The organism is Magnetospirillum sulfuroxidans, from assembly GCF_018224925.1.
In the GTDB taxonomy this organism is placed as follows: Bacteria; Pseudomonadota; Alphaproteobacteria; order Rhodospirillales; family Magnetospirillaceae; genus Magnetospirillum; species Magnetospirillum sulfuroxidans.
In genome coordinates, this window is the sequence record NZ_JAGTUF010000001.1 from 521,765 (window position 1) to 545,295 (window position 23,531).

At 60.1% G+C, this 23,531-nt stretch carries 26 protein-coding genes and 2 tRNA genes; 6 read left to right on the forward strand and 22 right to left on the reverse strand.

Annotation, left to right across the window (positions count from 1 at the left end; all coding sequences use genetic code 11):
* Positions 1 to 49: 49 nt before the first annotated feature.
* Genes KEC16_RS20070 through KEC16_RS02425 form a run of 3 tightly spaced genes read right to left on the reverse strand, consistent with a single transcriptional unit; the run spans position 50 to position 2,761 of the window.
* A complete protein-coding gene (locus KEC16_RS20070) occupies positions 50 to 1,420 on the reverse strand; it encodes a sensor histidine kinase (RefSeq protein WP_211546053.1) in 1,371 nt (456 codons plus the stop codon).
* Positions 1,417 to 2,094: a response regulator gene (locus KEC16_RS02420; RefSeq protein ID WP_211546054.1), complete on the reverse strand. Its 678-nt coding sequence runs from the start codon at positions 2,092 to 2,094 to the stop codon at positions 1,417 to 1,419. Before KEC16_RS02420 ends, KEC16_RS20070 begins: the two co-directional genes overlap by 4 nt.
* 10 nt (positions 2,095 to 2,104) lie before the next feature.
* Positions 2,105 to 2,761 carry a DUF6134 family protein gene (locus tag KEC16_RS02425; protein ID WP_211546055.1) on the reverse strand — a complete coding sequence of 219 codons (657 nt, stop codon included), beginning with the start codon at positions 2,759 to 2,761 and terminating at the stop codon, positions 2,105 to 2,107.
* 93 nt (positions 2,762 to 2,854) lie between these two features.
* Here KEC16_RS02425 and KEC16_RS02430 point away from each other — a divergent pair, with 93 nt between their 5' ends.
* Together KEC16_RS02430 and KEC16_RS02435 are read left to right on the forward strand one after the other, a co-directional pair.
* Entirely contained in the window at positions 2,855 to 3,631 is a 777-nt protein-coding gene (locus KEC16_RS02430) for an outer membrane protein (protein WP_211546056.1), read from the forward strand.
* Positions 3,632 to 3,849: 218 nt separating this feature from the next.
* Positions 3,850 to 4,476, forward strand: a complete 627-nt coding sequence (locus KEC16_RS02435) for a trimeric intracellular cation channel family protein (protein WP_211546057.1) — start codon at positions 3,850 to 3,852, stop codon at positions 4,474 to 4,476.
* Here KEC16_RS02435 and KEC16_RS02440 read toward each other — a convergent pair.
* The 9 genes from KEC16_RS02440 to KEC16_RS02480 form a co-directional block, all read right to left on the reverse strand.
* Positions 4,436 to 5,227, reverse strand: coding sequence for an MBL fold metallo-hydrolase (locus KEC16_RS02440; RefSeq protein WP_211546058.1), 792 nt, complete (start codon positions 5,225 to 5,227; stop codon positions 4,436 to 4,438). The two genes, KEC16_RS02435 and KEC16_RS02440, sit on opposite strands and share 41 nt — an antisense overlap.
* On the reverse strand, positions 5,224 to 6,000 hold the full coding sequence (locus KEC16_RS02445; protein ID WP_211546059.1) for a TatD family hydrolase: 777 nt from the start codon (positions 5,998 to 6,000) through the stop codon (positions 5,224 to 5,226). Before KEC16_RS02445 ends, KEC16_RS02440 begins: the two co-directional genes overlap by 4 nt.
* Positions 6,000 to 7,553, reverse strand: a complete 1,554-nt coding sequence (gene metG / locus KEC16_RS02450) for a methionine--tRNA ligase (protein WP_211546060.1) — start codon at positions 7,551 to 7,553, stop codon at positions 6,000 to 6,002. Before metG ends, KEC16_RS02445 begins: the two co-directional genes overlap by 1 nt.
* A gap of 36 nt (positions 7,554 to 7,589) precedes the next feature.
* A complete protein-coding gene (locus KEC16_RS02455; protein ID WP_211546061.1) occupies positions 7,590 to 8,666 on the reverse strand; it encodes a DNA polymerase III subunit delta' in 1,077 nt (358 codons plus the stop codon).
* Positions 8,663 to 9,298 (reverse strand): dTMP kinase, encoded by a 636-nt coding sequence (gene tmk / locus KEC16_RS02460; protein WP_211546062.1) that lies wholly within the window; start codon positions 9,296 to 9,298, stop codon positions 8,663 to 8,665. Before tmk ends, KEC16_RS02455 begins: the two co-directional genes overlap by 4 nt.
* Positions 9,298 to 10,464, reverse strand: a complete 1,167-nt coding sequence (locus KEC16_RS02465) for a D-alanyl-D-alanine carboxypeptidase family protein (protein ID WP_249208642.1) — start codon at positions 10,462 to 10,464, stop codon at positions 9,298 to 9,300. Before KEC16_RS02465 ends, tmk begins: the two co-directional genes overlap by 1 nt.
* 31 nt (positions 10,465 to 10,495) lie before the next feature.
* Entirely contained in the window at positions 10,496 to 11,479 is a 984-nt protein-coding gene (locus KEC16_RS02470) for a septal ring lytic transglycosylase RlpA family protein (RefSeq protein WP_211546064.1), read from the reverse strand.
* A 39-nt stretch (positions 11,480 to 11,518) separates the two neighbouring features.
* Positions 11,519 to 12,511, reverse strand: a complete 993-nt coding sequence (locus KEC16_RS02475; RefSeq protein WP_211546065.1) for a lytic murein transglycosylase — start codon at positions 12,509 to 12,511, stop codon at positions 11,519 to 11,521.
* Positions 12,512 to 12,576: 65 nt separating this feature from the next.
* Positions 12,577 to 13,182, reverse strand: a complete 606-nt coding sequence (locus KEC16_RS02480) for a YdcF family protein (RefSeq protein WP_249208644.1) — start codon at positions 13,180 to 13,182, stop codon at positions 12,577 to 12,579.
* A gap of 318 nt (positions 13,183 to 13,500) precedes the next feature.
* Here KEC16_RS02480 and KEC16_RS02485 point away from each other — a divergent pair, with 318 nt between their 5' ends.
* The 3 genes from KEC16_RS02485 to KEC16_RS02495 all read left to right on the forward strand — a co-directional run bounded on the left by KEC16_RS02485 (position 13,501) and on the right by KEC16_RS02495 (position 15,069).
* Positions 13,501 to 14,127 (forward strand): carbonic anhydrase, encoded by a 627-nt coding sequence (locus KEC16_RS02485; protein WP_211546067.1) that lies wholly within the window; start codon positions 13,501 to 13,503, stop codon positions 14,125 to 14,127.
* Between the two features lie 8 nt (positions 14,128 to 14,135).
* Positions 14,136 to 14,225: transfer RNA gene (locus tag KEC16_RS02490), tRNA-Ser, on the forward strand.
* 94 nt (positions 14,226 to 14,319) lie between these two features.
* Positions 14,320 to 15,069 carry a hypothetical protein gene (locus tag KEC16_RS02495; protein WP_211546068.1) on the forward strand — a complete coding sequence of 250 codons (750 nt, stop codon included), beginning with the start codon at positions 14,320 to 14,322 and terminating at the stop codon, positions 15,067 to 15,069.
* 32 nt (positions 15,070 to 15,101) lie between these two features.
* On the opposite strand, the gene KEC16_RS02500 is transcribed toward KEC16_RS02495, so the two are convergent.
* The 9 genes from KEC16_RS02500 to KEC16_RS02540 form a co-directional block, all read right to left on the reverse strand.
* Entirely contained in the window at positions 15,102 to 15,476 is a 375-nt protein-coding gene (locus tag KEC16_RS02500) for a hypothetical protein (protein WP_211546069.1), read from the reverse strand.
* Between the two features lie 479 nt (positions 15,477 to 15,955).
* A tRNA-Pro gene (locus KEC16_RS02505) sits at positions 15,956 to 16,032 on the reverse strand.
* 143 nt (positions 16,033 to 16,175) lie between these two features.
* Entirely contained in the window at positions 16,176 to 16,739 is a 564-nt protein-coding gene (locus tag KEC16_RS02510) for a MerR family transcriptional regulator (protein WP_211546070.1), read from the reverse strand.
* Positions 16,739 to 17,053 (reverse strand): integration host factor subunit alpha, encoded by a 315-nt coding sequence (locus KEC16_RS02515; RefSeq protein ID WP_211546071.1) that lies wholly within the window; start codon positions 17,051 to 17,053, stop codon positions 16,739 to 16,741. The genes KEC16_RS02510 and KEC16_RS02515 overlap by 1 nt, the downstream gene beginning before the upstream one ends.
* A gap of 128 nt (positions 17,054 to 17,181) precedes the next feature.
* Positions 17,182 to 18,156 carry a beta-ketoacyl-ACP synthase III gene (locus KEC16_RS02520; RefSeq protein WP_283091862.1) on the reverse strand — a complete coding sequence of 325 codons (975 nt, stop codon included), beginning with the start codon at positions 18,154 to 18,156 and terminating at the stop codon, positions 17,182 to 17,184.
* A gap of 10 nt (positions 18,157 to 18,166) precedes the next feature.
* Positions 18,167 to 19,219 carry a phosphate acyltransferase PlsX gene (gene plsX / locus KEC16_RS02525; protein WP_211546072.1) on the reverse strand — a complete coding sequence of 351 codons (1,053 nt, stop codon included), beginning with the start codon at positions 19,217 to 19,219 and terminating at the stop codon, positions 18,167 to 18,169.
* Positions 19,220 to 19,252: 33 nt separating this feature from the next.
* On the reverse strand, positions 19,253 to 19,441 hold the full coding sequence (gene rpmF / locus KEC16_RS02530) for a 50S ribosomal protein L32 (RefSeq protein ID WP_024079404.1): 189 nt from the start codon (positions 19,439 to 19,441) through the stop codon (positions 19,253 to 19,255).
* A gap of 90 nt (positions 19,442 to 19,531) precedes the next feature.
* The gene (locus tag KEC16_RS02535) at positions 19,532 to 20,068 is read right to left on the reverse strand and encodes a YceD family protein (protein WP_211546073.1); all 537 of its coding nucleotides are present in this window, start codon (positions 20,066 to 20,068) and stop codon (positions 19,532 to 19,534) included.
* Complete coding sequence (locus tag KEC16_RS02540; RefSeq protein WP_211546074.1) at positions 20,065 to 20,613, reverse strand: ubiquinol-cytochrome C chaperone family protein; 549 nt, start codon at positions 20,611 to 20,613, stop codon at positions 20,065 to 20,067. Before KEC16_RS02540 ends, KEC16_RS02535 begins: the two co-directional genes overlap by 4 nt.
* Positions 20,614 to 20,737: 124 nt before the next feature.
* Between KEC16_RS02540 and KEC16_RS02545 the strand changes: the two genes are divergently transcribed.
* Positions 20,738 to 21,196: an outer membrane protein assembly factor BamE gene (locus KEC16_RS02545; protein WP_211546075.1), complete on the forward strand. Its 459-nt coding sequence runs from the start codon at positions 20,738 to 20,740 to the stop codon at positions 21,194 to 21,196.
* Between the two features lie 66 nt (positions 21,197 to 21,262).
* Here KEC16_RS02545 and KEC16_RS02550 read toward each other — a convergent pair whose 3' ends face one another.
* Positions 21,263 to 23,341 carry a sodium-translocating pyrophosphatase gene (locus KEC16_RS02550; protein WP_211546076.1) on the reverse strand — a complete coding sequence of 693 codons (2,079 nt, stop codon included), beginning with the start codon at positions 23,339 to 23,341 and terminating at the stop codon, positions 21,263 to 21,265.
* Positions 23,342 to 23,531 lie beyond the last annotated feature (190 nt).

Consider the following 23,531-nt stretch of genomic DNA (forward strand, 5'->3'; position numbering starts at 1 on the left):
GATTACCTCCTTGATGGGATAATCCTGCCGTGATGAGCTGACGCGAACCTTACGGTTTGGGAAAAACCAACCGGAATTGAGCGCCACCACCTTCGGCATCCTCGATCAGAACGGCGCCGCCATGGGCTTCCAAGGTCCGCTGGACAATGGCAAGCCCCAGCCCCGCACCGGCGGTTCGTCGGTCGGAACGCCAGAAGCGCTTGAAAATATCGGCGCGGCGTTCGACCGCAATGCCGGTACCATGGTCGCGCACGAAAAGTGTCGGGGGATCGGCGAGGGCTGTCAGAATCACCGCTGTGCCGATTGGCGTATGGCGCAAGGCATTGTCCACCAGATTGCGCACAGCATGGAACAACGCATCGGCTTGGCCATGCACCAGCACGGGTTGATCCGGGGCATCGACTTCGATGGTGCGGCCGCTGCGAATGGCGACCAAGGCCAGATATGCGGCGACGTTGCAGGCAATCTCCCCAAGATCGGCCCGGTCCGAGGGGGTAACCACCAGCGCCTCGACGCGGGCGACGCGCAGCAATTGTTCGACCAAGTGGGTCATGGATTCCAGGTCGCGGCGCAAGGGGGCGGCAATCGCGGGATCGGTCAGGGTGTCGATGTGGGCGGTGAGCACCGCCAAGGGAGTGCGCAATTCATGGGCGGCATCAGCGGTGAATTCCCGTTGCAGCCGAAAGCCATCCTCCAGCCGTTCCAAGGCGTTGTTGACGGCGCTGACCAACGGCAGCACTTCCCGTGGAACGCCCTGGCGGGGCAAGCGGATGTCGGTGGCGTTGGGGCCGATGGTTTCGGCTTGCTGCGACAGGGATCGCAACGGCGCCAAGGTGCCGCGAATGGTCAGGATGCTGACCCCCATCAACAGCAACAGGAATGGCCCGGCTAACCAGCCGCCATCTTCGAAGAAATCGGTGATGACGGTTTCGATCAGTTCCTGATAGTCGCTGCCCAGGCGAACAACTTGAACGACAAGCCGGTTCGGCCCCAACTGGAAGGGGAAGGCCTCGCCGAAATAACTTTCCGGCCCAGGACCATCAGGATCGTACTGATAAAGCGATCCATCCTCGTCCTCGTCGATCTTGGCTGGAAGCGGGCCAACATCGGCCCCGACGGCAAAAAGCGTCAGGCCGCTAAGACGATCCCGAACGGCAAAGCCGTGCACCCCCTTGGATTGGGCATAAGACGCGATCAAAGTGTCGGGCAAATCGACCCGAACCTTGCCATCGGGATCAGCTTTCACCGCATGGATGATGGTTCGGGCGGTTTCGATCAGCGACTGATCCCGCAGATTGCCGGTGGTGGTTTGGAACATCACCCACAACCAGCCATACGCGAAGATGACAGCGGCGAGGGTGGCCAGAAACAACCGCAGAACGATGCGGCCCATCAACGAGGGGGGGGATTTAAGCTTCACGTTTGATTTTCCGCCAGCATGTAACCGACACCGCGCAAGGTATGGATGGTGACGTCGGCGCCGCTTAGGCTGAGACGTTTGCGCAACCGCGACAGCAAGACCTCGACCGTGTTTGACGACACGTCATCATCGAAACCGTACAAGCCTTCCTCCAACGCCCGCTTGGGCACGACCCGGCCAGCCCGGCGCAGTAATTGTTCAAGCATCTCCATTTCGCGGCGGGGAACATTGATCACGCCTGCATCCACCCAAACTTCGCGCGAGGTGGTGTCCATGGTGACCTTGCCGCAGGTCAACTGCACCCCCAGGGCGTTGCCCGGCCGACGCAGCAAAGCCCGGACGCGGGCCAACAATTCCTCCATGGCGAAAGGCTTGACGAGATAATCGTCGGCTCCGGCATTGAGGCCGCGAACCCGATCCTCGACGCCATCGCGGGCGGTCAACACCAGAACCGGCAGGGTTTGCCCGCGTTGGCGCGCTCGTTTCAGCAAGTCCAGCCCATCACCATCGGGCAACCCCAGATCAAGCACCACGGTGTCATAGGGAATCGAAGACAAAGCGGCGTCGGCGTCTTCGACGCCGACAAAGGCATCAACGGCGAAGCCGCCGGCTTGCAATCCCTTGCCGACCAATTCGGCCAGACGCTCGTTGTCCTCAACCAGCAAGATCCGCATGGGAGCTCCGTTACTTCAACACGTATTGGATGTCTGAATCGTCCTTGGCCTTAAAGCGAACCTGCACCAAGCCCCCGGTGGAATCGTACCAGACCTCGCGGTTCAGGTCGCCGGTCATGGCGTAATGGCGGGCAGGGTGCGGATGTCCGCTGACGGTGACCGTGTCTTCGCCCAGATCGGCGATATGAACCGCCATGGCGTGACCGTCCAAGGTGTTCAGCAAGGTTCCTTGAACCACCGTGGCATTGTTCCACAAGCTGGCCGGTACGGTTTCGGCCGGCAACCGGGCAATCTTGCCATCGCCATCGGCGATCAGGGCGCCGGTGGCGCCGGAAGCCTTCAACACATGATGGGTGCCGTCATCATTGGTCTCTGAGTTCAAGGCCATCAGGTGGTCGCCGTGCCAGATTTCACGGCCGTGATGCTCGAAACGATAAACCGGGATCATGGCCATCTTGACCACCACATTGGTGTCGGTCGTCACCACCAAGGTCCCGTCGGACATGGACTGAAACCGCAAGATATGGCTGCCGACGGCGTCGCCATTGCGCAGTACGGTGAAGCTCAGCGGGTCATGGGACGGAACGGTTGCTTCGGTGGCGGCAAAAGCACTGCTGACGGCAAGACACAAGGTGGCGGCGGAAACAAAGATCGTGGTGATACGCATGATGGTCGTCTCTCGCTTTGTTCGTTCGGAAGAGGGGAACGCCATCACCTTAGCGGCTTCCCCTGACGGCAACCTGACAGGGATTTTTGTCGCTTGCGTCAGCTTGTGTTCAGCTTGAGCGTCTTGGGTAAAGCCTCGTTCGCGCTCTGTCGAGGCCATGTCATGCTCCGCTCCATTGTTACCCCGCTGATCCTTTGCAGCCTGCCGGCCTTGGCATTTGCCGGGCAAGCCGTTCCAGCCAAACCAAACCCTGATAAAGGCTGGTATTTTTCAGGAAAGGGCGGTCCGTCCTTTTCGACCTTACAAGGTGTCACCGCCAGCCAAAGCGGGGCGCAGGCGCGAGAAGACAGCAGCGCCAACGTCGTCGGGGCCTTCGGCATGGCCGGAGGGTACGAATGGAGCTATCGCTACCGTATTCCGCTGCGCACCGAATTGGAATTCATGAACCGCACAGAAGTGACCTATGACGCCAGTCCGCTGCGAACCAGTCAGAATTCCGGAGCCTTGGCCAGCACGGTGCAGAACGTGACCACCATGGCGAAAGGCTATTGGCATTTTCCGGTGGGCAGTTCTGCGTGGTGGCCCTTTGTTTCCGCTGGGTTAGGGTGGGCGCACAATACGGCGAAAAGCCAATATACGCCCAGCGGCAGCGGTATGAGCAAGCACAGCCAAAGCAATGACGATCTCGCCTGGAGCGTGGGCGCGGGGGCCACCTTCAAACTGGGACCCGACGTCATGAATGACATCGAATTGCGCTATGTCGATCTGGGCAAAGTCAATTGGGGCTTGCCGGCCGAAAATATCGAAGCCAACGGCTTCGGCGCTTTCTCGGCCACCGAAGTGGTGTTTTCACTTCGCTATATGTTCTGAGCAAGAAGGGATTGGTGTCGGTTGCCGCATACAGAGTGGCGATCGACACATCGACACGCGGATACGCACGCGGGGATCACGCGGGGATATGGAAACGGGGCGTCGAAAAGGGCTTGCCTGGTCCACCCTCAATCCATTTGTCGCATAATGTATATTATGGCGTACATGGGATGTTGCATTTCAACCCGATAGGTACCACTATATGAGCCATGCAAGCCATGTCAGAAACCCTCGGCCACGCTTTCGTCATTCTTGACGTCATTGGTCTCACCGTCTTCGCCATCACCGGCGCCTTGGTCGCTGCGCGCAAGGAAATGGACCCGGTCGGCTTCATGGTCGTCGGTACGGCCACCGCCATCGGCGGCGGCACCATTCGCGATCTGGTGCTCGGCATTCGCCCTGTGTTCTGGGTCGATGATCCCAGTTATCTGGTCATCAGTCTGACGGCAGCCCTGGCCACATTTTGGGCGGCCAAACTGTTCAGCCGTATCTTTCCGCTGCTGCTGTGGCTGGACGCCTTGGGCATGGCGCTGTTTGCCGTGGCTGGGGCGCAAAAAGCCGTGGCCGTCGGCGCGCCGGCCGTTGTCGCCATTGTCATGGGAGTCATGACCGCCAGCTTTGGCGGTCTGATCCGCGATATCTTTTGTGGCGAAAAACCCTTGATGTTCCACCGGGAAATCTATGCCACCGCTGCCGGCATCGGTGCCGTGGCATGGCTGGCGTTACATCAATTGGTCGGCTTGCCGCCCTTGATCGAGACGACGATCGCCATTGCCGTCGGCTTCGCCGTCCGGGCCGCCGCGATTATCTGGGGACTGCACTTTCCCCATTACAAGCCACGATGACCATGCCGTCATGGGCTGGTCGCACATGTGGCGGCAGCATGCCGCACAAGGTGTCGTAATCCAAATTGGGCGTCATATGGGTCAGGAAAGCTTGGCGCGGCCGCACCCGTTCGATCCATTGCAGGACCTTGTCCAGATGGGCATGGGTCGGATGCGGCTGGTAATTCAGACAGCCGACGATCCAGGTATCGATCCCTGCCAAAGCCTCAAAGGAGGCTTCCGGTAATTCCACGACATCGGTGGAATAAGCCAATGGACCAAAGCGAAAGCCGGTGCTGCGGCAATAGCCGTGATCCTGATCGAAGGGCACTATATCCAGACCGCCGGCCCGAAACGGCCCGTTGATCGGGTTCAGGTCAAGCATGGGTTTATAGATGCTTTGGCCCTCCCCTACTCCACCGATCACATAGGGAAAACGCGTGCGGATGACGGCCAAAACCTCGGGCGTGGCATGGATAGGCAAATGCTGACGGGTGACCCGGTTGATCTCGCGCAGGTCGTCAATGCCGTGCATATGGTCGGCGTGGTCATGGGTATAAAGCACCGCTGCCAGCCGATTGATGCCGGCATCCAGCAATTGCTCGCGGCAATCGGGCGAGCTGTCGACCAGAATCGCCCCCTCGGGGCCATCGACCAAGATAGAGGGCCGCCGCCGCCGGTTGCGTGGGTTCCGAGGATCACAAGCGCCCCAGCCCCGGGAAATGCTTGGAACGCCGCCGGCGGGTCCGCACCCCAGGATGGTGACGTTCATCGGCTCACCTTGGTGAACAACGTTCGGAAATTGGCGGTGGTGGCGTCGGCCAGGGCGTCGATGCTGATACCCTGCAATGCGGCGACCTTGGTTGCGGTGTGAGCCACATAGGCGGGCTCGTTGCGTTTGCCGCGATAAGGGATCGGCGCCAGATAGGGGCAATCGGTTTCCACCAGCAAACGGTCCAGCGGCAAGCCGGCGACCACCTGCTGCAAAGCCTCGGCCTTCTTGAAGGTGACGATGCCGGAAATCGAGATATAAAGACCAAGTTTCACAGCTAAATCAGCTAGTTCTGGTCCAGAGCTGAAGCAATGGACCAAGCCGGGAAAGGCCCCCTTGGCCATTTCTTCGGTCAAGATTTCGGCCATGTCGGCATCGGCGTCACGGGTATGGATGATGACGGGAAGACCGATGCGCCGTGCCGCCGCGATGTGGGCGCGGAAGCTGGCGCGCTGCCGATCTCGGGGGCTTTTATCGTAGTAATAATCCAAGCCGGTCTCGCCGAAGCCAACCACCTTTGGGTGGTCGGCCAGCCGGATCAGAGTATCGGCGTCAATTTCCGCCTCGGCCCCGGCTTCATGCGGATGGATGCCGACGGTGCAATAGACGTCATCATAGCGTTCGGCCACGGCAAGAACGCGGGGAAAGCGGCTGACATGGGTATTGATGGTCAGCATCAGGCCGACGCCGCCGGCCCGTGCCCGCTCCACCACCTGATCAAGCTCGTCGGCAAAATCCGGGAAGTCGAGATGACAATGGCTATCCACCAGCATCAGTCGGTCCCCTGCTCTTCGATGAAGCGCGGGAACACCCCTTGCGGCACCGGCAACGACGTCCCCGGCTTCAAGGCGTGGTGTGAACCGCAATAAGACAGATCGCGCTGATCGGCGGCGATCGCCAATTGATCCAGCAGCTTGGCCGACGTGTCTGGCATGAAAGCCTGGGTCAGCAGCGCCAGATTACGAACGGTTTCCGCCAACACCCACAGCACCGTGCCCATGCGGTCCGGGTCGGTCTTCTTCAGTGCCCAAGGGGCCTGCCGATCCACGTAACCGTTGGCGGCGCGGATCACCACCCACAGGGCCTCCAATCCCTCGTGGAACAATTGCCGGTCCATGGCGTCGCGCAGCTTGGGCAACAGGCCGTGGCCAGCATCCAGCATCTCGCGGTCATCGGTCGAAAACGCGCCATGCACCGGCACTTCATTGCCGCAATTCTTGCCGATCATCGACAGAACACGTTGCGCCAAGTTTCCGTAATCATTGGCCAATTCGCTATTCATCCGCATGACCATGGCGCGGTGGCTGTAATCGCCGTCGTTACCGAACGGCACTTCACGCAGCAGGAAATAACGCACCTGATCCAGACCGTATTTATCAATCAATCCCATTGGGTCGATGACATTGCCAACCGATTTCGAAATCTTTTGGCCTTCATTGGTCCACCAGCCGTGGGCGAAGACCCGCTTGGCCGGTCGCAGACCGGCGGCCATCAGGAAGGCCGGCCAATAAACGGCATGAAAACGGACGATATCCTTGCCGACCATATGCAGATCAGCTGGCCAATACCGGGCATAATCGCCGCTCTGATCGGGATAGCCGGCGGCGGTGATGTAATTGGCCAGGGCATCCAACCACACATACATGACGTGATCTTCGTCGCCGGGAACCGGGATGCCCCATTTAAAGCTGGTCCGCGACACCGACAAATCTTGCAAGCCGCCCTTGACGAAGCTCAACACCTCGTTGCGGCGCGATTGCGGGGCGACGCAATCGGGGTTGTCTTCGTACCATTGCAGCAGTCTGTCTTGCCACGCCGACAGGCGGAAGAAATAGCTGGGTTCCTTGACCCATTCCACCGGCGCTCCGGTGGGGGCCAGCTTGGCGCCATTGCTGCCGGCGATTAATTCATCCTCGCCGTAAAAGGCCTCGTCGCGAACCGAATACCAGCCTTCGTAATGGCCAAGGTAGATCTCGCCGGCTTCCACCAAACGGGTCCAGAGCGCCTGTACCGAACGGACGTGCCGGGGTTCGGTGGTGCGGATGAAATCGTCGTTGGAACAATTCAGTCGGGCGGCCAGCTCGCGGAAATTGGCCGAATTCATGTCGGCCAAAGCCTGGGGAGAAATGCCGGCGGCTTCCGCTGATTTTTCCACCTTCTGCCCATGCTCGTCGGTTCCGGTCAGGAACTTCACGTCAAAGCCGTCCAGCCGTTTGAAACGGGCCAGAACATCACAGGCCAGCGTGGTGTAGGCGTGGCCGATATGCGGCTTGTCATTGACGTAATAGATGGGCGTGGTCACGTAAAAGGTCTTGGCCCCGCTCATGATCGTCTCCTTAGGTGTTCTTGCTGCCGTCGCCGGTCAGGCGCGGGAAAGTCGCTCGAGAGCCAGAAAGGCCGTCAACAGAGCCTGCTTGCGATCCAGATTGACCGCATCGGTCCGGGCAAACAAGGCTCCGGTCTTTTCCCACAGGTCAAGCCAGCGATCAAGGCTGGCGGCAGCCAAGAGCCGCCCCATCAGCGCCGCCTCGCCCGGAACCACCTCGCTCATGCCCTTGCCCTGGCGGCCCCCGGCACGCACCAGCCGGGCCAGCCACCATGTGGTCAATTCGGTTACCGTGCGCCAAGCGCTGTCTGCGTCGCTTTTGCCGACCCGTTCGGCAAAAGCGTGCAAGGCCGGCACATCCAGACGCGGCAGCGCCGACAGCAGGCCAATGAGATCGCGGTACAGATCCAGTCCCCCTTCGGCCGCCAGCGCCACCGCCTTGCCCAGACTGCCCTCGCCCAGATGAGCCAGGGCGGTGAGTTCGGTATCGGTGAGATCGGGGCGGTGTTGGGCCAACAATTGACCAATGGTGTCCGCCGACAAGGGATTCAGCGCCAGACGGCGGCAGCGCGAGCGAATGGTCGGCAGCAATCGACCAGGGCTATGAGAAACCATTATAACCAGCGCCTTAGCCGGTGGTTCTTCAAGTATCTTCAGCACCGCATTCGCGGCATTGCGATTCATTTCATCGGCGGCGTCGATCAGCACTAACCGCCAACCGGCATCAGCGGTCTGGTGAAAAAGATCGCCGATCTTGCGGACGTCGTCGATGACGATCTCGCCCCGCAGCTTGGTCTTTTTGTCATCGGTGTAACCGCGTTCCACCACCTTGAGATCGCGGTGTCCCTGCGCTGAAACCTGATGAACCACCGGATGATGAGCGCCAATGTCCAGGCTTTCGGGGGGGCCGCCGAACAAGCCGCCGTCGCCGCCGCCGGCCAGAACGAAGCGAGCGATACGATAAGCCAAGGTGGCCTTGCCGATTCCCTTGGGACCGGTCAGCAGCCAGGCATGGGCGAGCCGGCCAGAATTCCAGGCATCAAGGAAGTCCTTTTCCGCCTGGGCATGGCCGATCAGATTCTGGCTGTCGCGTGGATGTGGCGTATCGCTCACGCCGGCAATCCCAGACGTCGCGACAAGACGGACACGATATTTTCGTGGACCGTGGGCACGGGCTGGTCGGCGTCAATAACGGCACAACGCTGCGGTTCATTTGCCGCGATGGTCAGAAAACCGTGGCGCAGGCGCTGGTGAAAATCCACACCCATGCGTTCATAACGATCTTCGCCCCCGCCACGACCGCCCGCTCGGTGAAGCCCCTCTTCCACCGGCAAATCCAAGATCAGGGTAAGGTCAGGGCGAAAGGCCCCCATGGCCACTTCGGCCAGCGTGGCGATGAGCTGATGATCAAGCCCATGCCCATAGCCCTGATAGGCCAGTGTCGAATCGGCGAAACGGTCGCACAGGACCCAGGCCCCGCGTCCCAACGCCGGCCACACTGTCTTGACCAGATGATCGCGCCGCGCGGCGCTGTGCAACAGGGCTTCGGTGTGGGCATCCCACCGATCGACGGCACCATTGACCAGCAGGGCGCGGATCGCCTCGGCCCCGTCGGCGCCACCGGGTTCCCGTGTCAGCACGACCTCGCGCCCCAGATCGCCCAGGGCCTTGGCCAGCAATCGCACCTGTGTCGATTTGCCGGCCCCTTCCCCGCCTTCAAAGGTAATGAAACGGCCTTCAGCCATCAGCGCTTGGGTCCCCACAGGATGTGGCGCAGGGCTTCGGCCATGCGGCCGGCAAAACCCAGCTTGGCAACATCGGCGCCGGCCACCAGCGGCAGTTCGACATTGGGTTGTCCAGGCGCGGTGATCAGCAGCTTGCCGAGCACTTCGCCCTTGCGGATGGGGGCGGCGATGGGGCCGTCATAGACGGCGGTGACCTTCATGTCCCGCCGCGCCTTGCGCGGCATGGTGACTTCCAACTTTTCGCCAGCCACCAACGCGACACTGGCGTCGTCGCCCAGCCAAACCTCGGCGGTGGACACCATATCACCGGGCTTGAACAAGGCGTAATTATCGAATTCACGGAACGCCCATTCCATCAGGCGCTCGCTTTCCTCAGCCCGTTCCTTCATGGATTTCAGGCCGTTGATGACCATGATAAGGCGGCGTTCACCGCGCTTGGCGGTGCCGACAAGACCATAGCCGGCGGCTTCGGTATGGCCGGTTTTCAGCCCATCGGCGCCGGACACGCCATAAAGCAGCGGATTGCGATTACCCTGACGGATGCCGTTAAAGACGAATTCCCGTTCCGAATAGATGGGGAAATATTCGGGAAAATCAGAAATCAACCGTCGCGCCAGAATGGACAGATCGCGCGCCGTGGTCAGATGTTCCGGGTCAGGCCAGCCCGAGGCATTGCGCAGCGTCGTGTTCTTCATGCCCAGATCGTGGGCCCTGCGGGTCGCTTCCTCGGCGAAAGCTTCCTCGGTGCCGGAATGGGCCTCGGCCAGAACACTACAGGCGTCGTTGCCCGATTGGATGATAACGCCGCGGATCAGCTCGCCGACCTTGGCCGACGATCCCACCGGCAAGAACATCAGCGAGCCGCCGGATTTGTAATGACGCTTCCAGGCGGTTTCCGACACCGGAAGCCGGTCATCCATCTTCCAACTGCCCTCTTTCAGCTTTTCGAACACCATATAGGCGGTCATCAGCTTGCTCATGGACGATGGAACCATCAGCTCGTCGGCATTTTTTTCCAACAAGATGGTGCCGGTCTTGTAATCGATGAGGATGGCCTGGCGCGCCAAGGTCTCGATGTTGTCGGCGCGGGCGGCGCCGATCGAACACACAGCCAGCGCCAAGGCGATGGTAGCAGAGCGGACCTTGTTGAACGAAGAATGCAGCAACGCAATTATCCTTGAAGTTCGAATATCAGGGTCAATCGACAATGACACGGGCATCTTGTTGCCCTGCGGCGATCACGCTTTCAAGCACGCGGTCAGCCTCGTCGATACTGGAGATGGGGCCAAAGCGGACGCGGTACCAGGTCTTCCCCTTGACCGAGACCTGCTCGACATTGGGATGGCCAACGCCGGACAGCCGCGCCGACAGTCGCAAGGCGTTGTCATGGCGGCTGAACGATCCGGCTTGGACGAAAATACCGGTGCTGTGGACGGCCACCGAAGTGACTTCCTGCGATGCCAATACGCGCTCGGTGGCCTCGGCGGCGGCGGCGGCGCGCTGGGCCGAAGTATCGGCCTTGGCCGCATGGGCGACCACGGGCCGCGATGGCTCGGAACTGCCCGGCGGCGGTAAGGTTTCGGCGGTAACGCTGCCTCGCGGCGCGGCGACGATTTCCGGTTCCGAGCTTGATCCGGACGGCGCCGCCTTGCCGGCCAGAACGCGGCTTTCATCGGCCATGATCTCGACCCGCACCCGCGCCGTCCCCTGGCCTTCAAAGCCCAACAACTGCGCCGCCCGTCGCGACAAGTCGATGACCCGGCCATGGGCGAAAGGTCCGCGATCATTGACACGCACGACCAAGGAGCGGCCGTTCTCCAGATTGGTTACCCGCACCACCGATGGCATGGGCAAGGTGCGGTGCGCCGCCGTCACGGCGTTCTGGTCGAAAGATTCGCCGTTCGCCGTCAATTTTCCATGAAAATCAGGGCCGTACCACGAGGCGATACCGGTTTCGGCGTAATCAAAGTCTTCCTGAGGATAATACCATACCCCTTTGATTTGATATGGTTTTCCGATCTTATAGGTAGAGGTGGCCGATGCGCCGGCCGGCGGCGGTTCAGAGACGGCTTTTTTGGCGTAATGGCCAAACAAATTCATCTCGGCGCAGCCCGAAAGCATGCCGGCGGAGAGCACCAAAATGGCCAACCGCGTTCCGGTCCGCTGTCGAGTTCGCATCATCTAGCTGCCTCAGCCTGGATTACCCAAAGATATGGTAGTTTACTTGCCGCCAATCCGCTCCGCAAGGTGGCCGACGGCCAGGGCGAAAAAGGTTGAGCGATTCCATTTCAGCGTCGTCCGGAAATTGTCATAGACCAAAAAAGCGGCGCCATTGCCGTTATCGGGCATGACCACCGACGCTTGCAAAGCGGCTTTGGGCAAAGGTTTGCCGTTGCTATTGGTCAGCCCCAGCTTCGTCCATTCCGCCAATGGCTTAAGGGTATTAAGCCCAACCAGATTCTTATCGAACTTGGCCGGTAACTTGACCGCCCGCCCCCAGCTCTGGTCCCCTTTCCAACCTGATTTCGACAGGTAATTGGCAGCCGAAGCCAACACGTCGGCCCGCGTCGTCCAGATGTCGCGACGACCATCGCCATCCCAATCGGCGGCAAATCGCAGGAACGATGACGGCATGAACTGGCATTGCCCCATGGCCCCAGCCCATGATCCCAGCATGGCTGAGGCGGCGATGTGGCCTTCGTCGAGGATTTGCAGCGCATTCATCAACTCGCCGCGAAAATAGCTCGAACGGCGACCGTCATAGGCCAGGGTGGCCAGGGCCGAGACCACCGGATAGCCGCCGGTGACGCGGCCATAATCGGTTTCGATCCCCCACAGGGCGACCACATATTTGGCCTGAACCCCGTATCGCGCTTCGATTTCAGCAAGCACGGCGCGGTTTTCCGCCAGCATGCGCCGGCCCTTTTCCACCTTGGTCTTGCTGACCACTCGCTCCATGTAGGTTTTGAAGCTCATGGTGAATTCGGGCTGACGGCGGTCCAGCTCGATGACCTTGTCGATATGCTCGACTCCGCTCAGTGCCGTCTCCAGGGTCTCGGCCCGAATTCCTTTGGTCGCCGCCTCGTCACGGATACCGGCGAGAAAGCCGTTGAAATCCGGCGGTGGCGTTTCTTGAGCAAGGACCTGGCCCGCGAACAATTGAAATCCGCAGGCGAGGTATCCCGCTCGGGCTAGTTTCGCCAGGGTGGTCATGCTTAATCCCCAAGGATTGGTATCCAATACCCTGTTGTGCCACATTCCGTATGCTGACCGCAACCTCAGGGACCAGGAAACAGCGCCGTCGACCATCCGCGCCAACGGTAATATAGCAAGCCCAGCCATTCATGCAGGCCGTTGCCGATGGTGGAAAAAGCCGATGCCAGATCAAATTCCCATCCGGCCGGCGCCCCCGTGGTCAAATAATCCACCGGATAGGCGGTTACCGGCCAGTCAACGGCCGCAAACGAGCCCATGGCACGCGGCATGTGCCGAGCCGACGTCACCAGCACCCAGACCTCGCCAGGACGCGGAGCCATCATCTCTTTTGTATAAAGAGCGTTCTCGCGGGTATTGCGTGACTGATCTTCGAACACGACACGGGCGGTGTCGAAACCCAATTGGTCGAGAAACTGACGGGCTATCGGCGCTTCCTTCAGTTCTTGGGTCCTCAAGCTGCCGGATCCCCCGGAAAAAACCAGCCGCGCCCGCGGATAGCGCCGCCCCAGCCAGACCAGCGCCGTCACCCGCTCGATGGCGTCATTGGCGGCCACCTGCCCGCGCGCGACCGAGACCACCGGGTCCAGGGCCCCACCAAGAACGATCACACCATCCAAGCGATCGGGCAAAGCTGTGCTGGCATAGCGACCTTCGAGCGGGGCAATCAACAGGTTGCTCCACGGGACAATCGCCACGACGACTAAAACAGCACTCAACCCGGCCAAGAGCGGTCGTTGCCAGGATCGCCAGCGACTGAACCCCAAGAGACCGAGCCCAATCAACAGCACCAGCAAAAGATTGATCGGTGATGCCAAAAGGCCAAAGATTTTGGAGAAAATGAACATGTGAAAAACCTTATGGAGCAAGACATTCCATGCGTCCCATCAAATGCGCATGGGTGTCAATCAAAGCCGATGCAATCTGGGGGTGCTTTGTCCCGATGATCATGGTAAAGGGGTGCCGCGCCGACCATAGCGGAGGAATGCATGGACCAGATGATCGAAGGATTCCGGCGGTTTCGCGATAATTATTTCGCCAAGAACCGCTCTTTGTTCGACACCCTGTCACAGCAAGGCCAAACGCCAAAAGTTCTGTTGATTGGATGTTCGGATTCCCGTGTCGATCCGGCCATTATCTTTGACGCCCAGCCGGGCGAAATGTTTGTCTTGCGCAACGTCGCCAACCTGATTCCGCCTTTTTCCCCCGACGAAGGCCATCACGGCACCTCGGCGGCGGTGGAATTCGCCGTACGCGGCCTTAAGGTCGAACACATCGTCGTTTTGGGCCATGCCCATTGCGGCGGCGTCCGCGCCCTGATCGAGGGCAACCCGTCGGATCAATCAGACTTCATCCGCGGCTGGATGCAGATTGCCCGCTCGGCCCGCGACCGCGCCCTGGCCCTGACCCTGTCCGCCGGCCAGCCGATCGAAGCCGCCCGCCGCATGTGCGAACAAGAAACCGTGGCCATCTCGCTTGGCAACCTGATGACCTTTCCGTGGATTCGCGAACGCGTCGAAACCGGCGGGCTGATGTTGCACGGCTGGTTCTATGATATGGAAAACGGCAAGCTTTTTCGGCTTGACCCGGTGACCAATACGTTCCAAGAAGTCTGAACAAGCGCGGATGGGTGGCCGAGTGGTTTAAGGCAGCGGTCTTGAAAACCGCCGTAGGTGCAAGCCTACCGTGAGTTCGAATCTCACCCCATCCGCCAATTTTCTTGCGAAATCTATTCTCTGCCTTCAGGCGCCGGGGTGAAGCCCTGGCGGGCTGCGCTGTTCGTGCGGCATGGCCGTTGACCGAGTGGGTTGCCGGAGAGCGATTTCGACGGGCCTGGGCATACCCCTGCGAACGACGGCAAGAAGGATTCGATCTGCCAATTCGCTAATCTGCCACTCCTTCGCGTCTATGGCTTTGAGCAGGTTCGGGAGATCAATGCGATCACTTTGGCCCGGTATCTGGTCGAGTTGCTGTTCCACGCGCGGGTGTTCGATCGGATGAGGGAGGAAGGCACAATTGCGCCGGACGAGCCGTTCATCCTGAGTGGCTTCTTGAAGCCCGAGGCGAAGCACATCTTCGACAGCGAGTTCGACTTCGTCGCGAATGGGAATGGAAAGCTAACGAAGCAGTTGCGGATGCGTGGACTAGCTTCCGATCCGCTGCCCCATCTCAGCATAAGCCGGTTGACCTTGCGTGCGCCTGACGGATGCCTTTACGCATTCATCGGTATCAACTCGTCGAAAGGTCCCATCGTCGGGACTGCTAACCTTCGGGTCACCTTGGCTTCACCCGGATTTCTCGCCTGTTTAGGAACTGTTGCGACTGAGATTGCTGAATTTGCGTACGGGATGGCGGCAGACAATTTACTTGAGAACATCCGCCTCATCGCCGAGGGCTTTGGGCATGTAGTTACCAGCACCGACGAGGTACTCACGGAACTCCGGACGCTGGGGCCTCTGGGCTACACCTTAGTAATGGGCGGAGGTGGCAGCCGAGCAGATGCAGACCTGATGGGGGCATTCCTTGAGGGAAAAGGGGGCAGCAGGCAAACCGGCTGACCTCCTTCACCTGAGGGTATTCCCCTACGGACTTATCTCTTGTTAAAGTTAAACAACGCGGGGGAGGAGTTGTTCAAGCTTCGGCTGAAAACGTTCGGATCATCAGTCTTCTCAAACGGGCCACATCCACTCTTCCAGCGACCGCTCCAATTTGTGCAATACTCGCCTTCTTCGGTAACCTTCCACGTTCCGGTTTCGAACGTTCCGTCGCTGCTGGTAGCCGACAACGAGCCATCAGCGAGGATGGTTCCGTTTGTCACCGTGCCACGCATCGGGTTCTTCGCAGCATAGGTGGTGTCTGTGATAAGGCTCGTAACTTCGTCCTTGGTAAGCTTCTCTCCAGCCATGGCCATTCCTGAGAAGGCGATGACATTGACCACGGCCAAGCCAACCAAAATTCTCCGCATTGCCCCCCCCCCTGATCAAATATATTGTCACGAATAGCGAGTGTGGCGGGAACTTTGCCACATGCGGCATGTGCTCACAACCCTTGGAAGACCTCGGAGTTGGCCAGCATGGCTACGCAGAGGGCGACGGCGGGGTTACGAGATGCCGCAGACGCTCTTGAGCTCCTTCTTCGACACGAGCCGCTTATCGAACTGGATCATCGGATATCTCCCTCTCGGGAGGCATCGCCATGCCTCGGTTTGAAAAAGCCGCACCGGTAGGCCCAAAAAGGGTATCTCCGGGGCTTGAGCGTGTCGAGGGAGAACGTGGCGGCATGTTCCGCCATGTTACCCCAGGCGTTACCCCGGAAGGACTGGCGAGTTTTTGGGAAACGCGATCCGGCGCACCTGTTACCCCGGATGTTACCCCAGGGGCTTTATCGCATCCGATCCCCAGAAATGCTAAAGCCCTGAAATCTTGCGATTTCAGGGCTTTATAATGGTCGGAGCGGCGGGATTCGAACCCACGACCCCCAGTCCCCCAGACTGATGCGCTACCGGGCTGCGCTACGCTCCGACCGTGTCGGGGAAAGCAGCGCGAGCGCTAATTTCCCGTCAACTTGTGTGCCAAACCAACGGTTTGGCGGGGGTTCCGATGGCGATGCCGCCGGAAGAGGGGCGCACTATACTCACGCCCCCGGAGGGATGCAACCCTCAACGTTACCGTGATTGCAGGAAAGAGCGCATTTGTTCCAATTCATCCAGCAACAGCTCGAGTTCTTGGCGGATTCCTTGGCTTAGACGGGATTCGACCATCACAGATTTATCTTCGAGGACGCCCTCGCTGTGAAGATCAAGGTCATCATCCTTGCCATCATCCGTCAACGCGACGGTGTCGTCCTCGGATTCAGAGGCGACCTCATCTTCTTGGTCAGCGGTGGCCGGCAAGGCAAGTTGCAATTCCGGCTCGTTACGAACGGCGGCGAGCTGCGGCCCCAACTCCTTGTGGCCGCCTTCGCGCAGAAGCTTCTGCACGCCCTTGATGGTATAGCCTTCGCTGTACAGCAAATCACGGATACGGCGCAGCAGGGCCACATCCTCGGGCCGGTAATAGCGACGCCCGCCCCCCCGCTTAAGCGGCTTGACCTGAGGAAACTTGCTTTCCCAAAAGCGCAGGACGTGCTGCGGCACTTCCAGATCGTCGGCGACTTCACTGATGGTCCGAAACGCGGATTCGGACTTGCCATTTCGGCGTCCCAGTAACGGATCACCGTCCCCGGTCATCACTTACCGGCCTTGGAAACCGGACCGTCGTTGATCTGCTTCTTAAGAAGCTGCGATGGCCGGAATACCAGCACCCGCCGGGGCAAGATCGGCACTTCTTCGCCGGTCTTCGGATTGCGGCCGACGCGTTGGCCCTTGGAACGCACGGCAAAGCTGCCGAACGATGAAATCTTTACCGCCTCGCCTTGCGCCAAAGCCTCGGCCACCTCGTCGAGGACAGCCTCCAGCAAATCGGCGGATTCATTGCGCGACAGCCCCACCTCCTGGTAGACGGCTTCGCTCAGTTGGGCGCGAGTAATGGTCTTTTCCGACATGTCGATAAAGCCCCTTTCTGGGGGGACCGAGAATTGGTGACTGACCCTATCCTGTCCCCGGAAAAGCGTCAATATCAAAGGGATGCGCGAGGACCTTTGCCCATGTGCGCAGGTCCGGCCGCCGTCCGCTACAGGCGAACCAGGGCAGAACCCCAGGTAAAACCGCCCCCCATGGCTTCCATCACCACCAGATCGCCCTTGGACAGACGGCCATCGGCCACAGCCGTATGAAAAGCCAGTGGGATCGACGCCGCCGAGGTGTTGGCGTGACGATCAACCGTCACCACCATGCGATCCATGGACAGGCCCAGCTTCTTGGCCGTGCTTTCCAAAATGCGTCGGTTCGCCTGATGCGGCACGACCCAATCGATGTCGGCGGCAGTCAGATCATTGGCGCGCAACGCCTCGCCCACCACCTGCGACAGATTGGTGACGGCGTGACGGAAAACCTCCCGCCCCTCCATGCGCAGATGGCCGACGGTTTGGGTTGAAGACGGTCCGCCATCCACATGCAGCAAATCGTAATGACGGCCATCGGAATGCAAATGGGTCGACAAAATGCCGCGATCCTGGTTGGTGCCGCGTTCCCACGCCCCACGCAGAACGACGGCGCCGGCGCCATCGCCGAACAGCACGCAGGTGCCGCGATCTTGCCAGTCGAGGATACGCGAAAAGGTTTCGGCACCGATGACCACGGCCGTGCGAGCCTGCTCGGCCTTGATGAAATTATCAGCCACGGCCATGGCGTAAATAAAGCCGGAGCAAACCGCCTGAACGTCGAAAGCGGCGCCGCCGGTCATACCCAGGCGATTTTGCACACGGGTGGCGGTGGCGGGAAAGGTGTTATCGGGGGTTGCCGTGGCCACCACCAACAAATCAACCTCGCTGCCGCTGATGCCGGCAGCCGCCAACGCCTGCTTGGCGGCTGCGGTGGCCAGGTCGGACGTGGTTTCGCCATCGGCGGCGATATGGCGCTGGCGTATGCCGGTCCGTTCGATGATCCACTCGTCGGAAGTGTCCACCGTGCTCGCCAATTCCGCATTGGTGACAACTCGGGACGGCAGATAGCAGCCGCTGCCGACGATCTGGGAGCGCAAAATCATGGAAAAAGTCTCACCCGTTGCCGGCAGCACGCTGCGTGGGAGGATCTTGCGGATGCAGCCGTTCGAATTCCTTGCGGATTCGTTCGTTGTAGCCATGAGCCACCAAATCAACGGCGACAGCAATGGCGTTGGCGAAACCAAAGGCATCGGTGCCGCCATGGCTTTTGACGGCGATGCCGTTCAGGCCAAGGAACATGGCGCCATTATAACGGCGCGGATCGGTCCGCATCTTGACCTTGTTCAAGGCGTGCTTGGCGAAAACATAGCCAATCTTGGACAGCCACGAACTTTGGAATGCCTGACGCAGGAACGACGAATAGAATTTCACCGTACCTTCGGCGGTTTTCAAGGCGATGTTGCCGGTGAATCCATCGGTCACCACCACATCGACGGTCCCGCCGCAGATATCATTGCCTTCAACGAAGCCGTGAAAGCGAATAGGCAGGGACGAATCGCGCAAGGCGGCGGCGGCGGCCTTGACCGCATCGTTGCCCTTCATGTCTTCGGAGCCGATGTTGAGGAGGCCGACGGAGGGCTTCTCCAGCCCCAAGACAGCGCGGGCGAAGACTTCGCCCATCACCGCGAACTCAATCAGATTGTTGGCGTTGCAATCGACATTGGCGCCCAAATCCAGCATCACCGTCTCCCCCCGTTCGGTGGGAAACAGCCCGGCGATCGCCGGCCGGTCGATACCGGGCAACGTGCGCAAAACGAATTTTGACACGGCCATCAAGGCGCCGGTATTGCCGGCGGAGACGACGCCGGCCGCCTCGCCCTTGGACACCGCATCGACGGCGAGCCACATGGACGAGCGCCGCCCGGTGCGCAACACCTGGCTGGGTTTGGCGTCGTTGGAAACGGCGTCTTCGGCATGATGAACCGTACAGACGCCCTTGATCTCCGGAGCTTTCTCCAGCAAGGCGTCAATCCGCTGGGCATCGCCGAACAGCAGATAACGCACATGGGGGAGGCGGACGTGCGCAAGCCGCACCCCCTCGATCACCATCTCGGGAGCATGATCGCCACCCATGGCGTCGATGGATATGGTGACGGGTGCGCTCACGTCCGTGCGCTCCGTAAGAGATCAGCGGGGAATTTAGGCGTTGGCTTCGGCCTGAGCAACGACTTCGCGGCCATCATAATGACCACAGGAGCCGCACACATGATGGGGCAGCTTCACTTCGCCGCAATTGGGGCACTCAACCACCGAAGCCGACGGCAGCGCGTGGTGGGCACGACGCATGTTGCGGCGGGACTTGGAGGTCTTTTTCTTCGGGACAGCCATTTTCTCGTACTCTCTGCTCAGAAGCCCTGACGGGGAAAGGGAGGTTTATTAGCCAAAAAGTCTGCAAGGAGCAAGGGTTTGCTGCTTCCCTTACTTCTTTTTTTCCTTCAACCCGGCCAGAGCGGCGAATGGGCTGACTTTATTTTCAATTTCTACCGGCTCGTCCATGATCTCCGGCATCGCGGCGCCAACCTTACGCGGAAACGGATCAAGGGCCAAAGCCAGATGTTCCGCGACCACTTCCCCCAGATCGATGACGCCATCGATCAGCGGTTCGGGCGGATCATCCTCGTCCGGGGATAAATCCAGTTCCATACTATCGGACTCTTCGCCGCCGCCAAAGGTCATCGTAAAAGTTTCATCAATCTTTTCGTCCAGCGGTTCCAATGTCACCACGCAGTTTTGCACGACATCGGCACGCAGGCGACCGTCAATGCGAAACAAGGTCCCGCCGGTAATGGCCTGTAAGTGGGCGCTGGCGGTCAGCGACCGAATCGTGTTGACGGCGAAACGCTTGGCCAAGGCGGCACATTCCGCCGCATTGGCTTCGATTTCCATATCCATGCCGCGGGTCGGGATGACATCAACCAGGACGGGGCGGGAAAATTCGATGACAATCTCGGTCATTGCGCCAGCGCTTGCGGCTGGATGAAGCTGATCGTACCGGCGAGCATGGCTGCCTCGCCCTGCCCTTCCAGATGAGCGATCTGAGCCCGGACATAAGCGGCCATGCGGTCCTCGACCTCGGGAGGCACCGCCGCACCCTGATAGAGGTTGCGGCCCAGGGCGTGTTGCAGCGCCCGCCCCTCCTCCCCCAGCGCCTTGTCATAGGCCGCGGTACGGCCGTAAAACGCCTCGGCCATGCGTTGCACCCTTTTCCCCACGCCCATATCGGTGACCCCCATTTCGCGCAGGTTCTGGTCCATGTCGGTAAACATGAAATCGAACGTCTGTTGCGACACGGCGCGGGCATCCTCCCCCTCCAGCTTGCCCAGGCGGCGGAACAGCAGATAAGCGTGCAAGATGATCATGTCATAGCGGCCTTCCAGCGTATCGGCGACGCCAAGGTCGCGATAGAACACCGGCTGGCGGGATTGCTCCACCAGAGCAAGGTACAAGGCATTGGCGGCGTCATCAAAGCGCCGGCGTTTAAAAAATCGGCTGAACGGCATGGTTGGTCCTGAAACTGTTCCGCATGGCGGGGGGCGTTGACAACCCGTCGTGCCGGGGTGCACTCTTCGCCCCATCTTTGGACACGGAGCCCGTCTCCGTCAATGCCCTGACGTGAATGCGACCATGAAGAAGCTGATTCTCCCCGTTTTGCTGGCCGCCTTTATCGGTGGGACCAGCGCCTGCACCCCGACGATCGACAATCGCGGCAATCTGCCCCACCCCGAGGATCTGGCCAAGATCGTTGCCGGCACGACCACCCGCGACGAAGTCCAGGTTCTGTTGGGCACCCCCTCATCAAGCCTGAATTACGGCGATGAAAGCTGGCAGTATATCTCGTCGGTCAGCGAAACCACCGCCTTCTTCAAGCCCGAGGTCAAGGATCGCAAGGTGGTGTCGATTAATTTCGACATGCAGGGCATCGTCAAGAACGTGACCTATAAGGGGCTGAATGACGGCCAGGAAATCGTGCTGGTCGATCGCGAAACCCCGACCGCCGGCAAGGAACTGGGTATCCTTGAGCAGTTGATGGGCAATGTCGGCCGCTTCTCCAAACCGAGCAGCGGCGGCGGCCTTGGTCAATAAGCAAAGGACGACAAAATAAAAAAAGCCCCCCGGCCGTCACCGACCGGGGGGCTTTTAATTTGGACCTTAGCCGGCGACCATGGCCAGCAGCAGAATGGCAACGATATTGATGATCTTGATCATCGGGTTGACCGCCGGACCGGCGGTGTCCTTATAGGGATCGCCGACGGTATCACCGGTCACCGCCGCCTTGTGGGCGTCGGAACCCTTGCCACCGTGATGGCCATCTTCAATATACTTCTTGGCGTTATCCCAAGCGCCGCCCCCCGACGTCATGGAAATAGCCACGAACAAACCGGTGACGATGGTGCCCAGCAGCATGGCGCCCAGCGCGGTAAAGGCCGACAGCATGCCCGCCGTCGCCGCGACCACGGCGAACAGCACGATGGGAGACAACACCGGCAGCATGGACGGGATGATCATTTCCTTGATCGCCGCCTTGGTCAGCATATCCACCGCCCGACCATAATCGGGCTTGGCGGTGCCTTCCATGATGCCGGGGATTTCCTTGAACTGACGGCGAACCTCGACGACCACCGAACCAGCGGCCCGGCCTACGGCCATCATGCCCATGGAACCGAACAAATAAGGCAGCAAACCACCGATGAACAGGCCGACCACCACATAGGGGTCTTCCAGGCTGAAGCTGACCTTGAGGTCGGGGAAATAATGCCGCAGATCCTCGGTATAAGCAGCGAACAGCACCAGGGCGGCCAGTGCGGCCGAACCGATGGCATAGCCCTTGGTTACCGCCTTGGTGGTGTTGCCAACCGCGTCCAGCGCGTCGGTGATCTTACGCACATCCTTGGGCAGTTCGGCCATTTCGGCGATACCACCGGCATTGTCGGTGACCGGACCATAAGCATCCAGCGCAACGATCATACCGGCCAAGGCCAGCATGGTGGTGGCGGCGACCGAGATGCCGAACAGGCCCGCAACCGAATAGGTGGCCAAAATGGCGACGCAGATGACCAGAACCGGAAGCGCCGTCGATTCCATGGACACGGCCAAGCCTTGAATGACATTGGTGCCATGACCGGTGGTCGACGCCTGGGCAACGCTGCGCACCGGGCGGTATTCGGTGCCGGTGTAATATTCGGTGATCCACACCAGCAGACCGGTGACGACCAGACCGAACATGGCGCAGACAAACAGGTTCATGCCCGTCACCGGACGTCCGCCCATGTCATAGACGGCGCCAAAGCCGCCAAAGCCGATCATGATGGTGGCGGCGATCAGGATGATGGACAGCACGCCGGTGACGATCAAGCCCTTGTACAAGGCCTTCATGATGTTGCCGGATGCGTCAAGCTTGACGAAAAAGGTACCGACCACCGAAGACAGGATGCAGACCGCGCTGATCACCAGCGGGAAAGACATCATGGCGGTTTGTGCGGCGCCGGTGAAGAAGATCGAGCCCAACAGCATGGTGCCGACGATGGTCACCGCATAGGTTTCGAACAGATCGGCGGCCATGCCGGCGCAATCGCCCACATTGTCACCGACGTTGTCGGCGATCACCGCCGGATTGCGCGGGTCATCCTCGGGGATACCCGCTTCGACCTTGCCGACCAGATCGGCGCCGACATCCGCCCCCTTGGTGAAGATACCGCCGCCCAGACGGGCGAAGATGGAGATCAGCGAAGCGCCGAAAGACAGCGCCACCAGGGCTTCCATCAGGTCGCGCGGGGCAACCCCGGCCGATTTGAGCACGGCGTAATAGCCGGCCAAGCCGATCAGGCCCAAACCGACCACCAGCATGCCGGTGATGGCGCCGGAACGGAAGGCGACGTCAAGCGCCTGCTGCATGCCGCCGCTACGGGCGGCTTCGGTGGTCCGCACATTGGCGCGGACCGAGACATTCATGCCGATATAGCCAGCGACGCCCGACAGAATCGAGCCAATGAGAAAGCCGACGCCCTGAAACGCACCCAAGCGGGCGAACAGGACGACAAAGATCACCGCGCCGACAATGGCGATGGTGGTGTATTGACGATTGAGGTAAGCGCGCGCGCCTTCTTGAATGGCCGCGGCGATTTCTTGCATGCGCGGTGTGCCGGTCGATGTGGCCATCACCGATTTGAACGCCCATGCGCCATAAAGTAAGGCAGCAAGGCCGCATGCCAGGACGAAAATATCTGTCATGTTGGTTCGATCCCCTTCTCAGCGTTAACTGACTTCGACGCCCTGAAAGGCTTGCGGCGCATGCTGATGGCCGTAAGGAGGACGACGCAAGTAGGCTGACGCTGCCAGATAAACTTGAGGTTGGCAACGGGGTGCCGCACAATTTTATCCGATTTTAAAAATAGACGGGCAAATCGAGGGGGGGAATTAG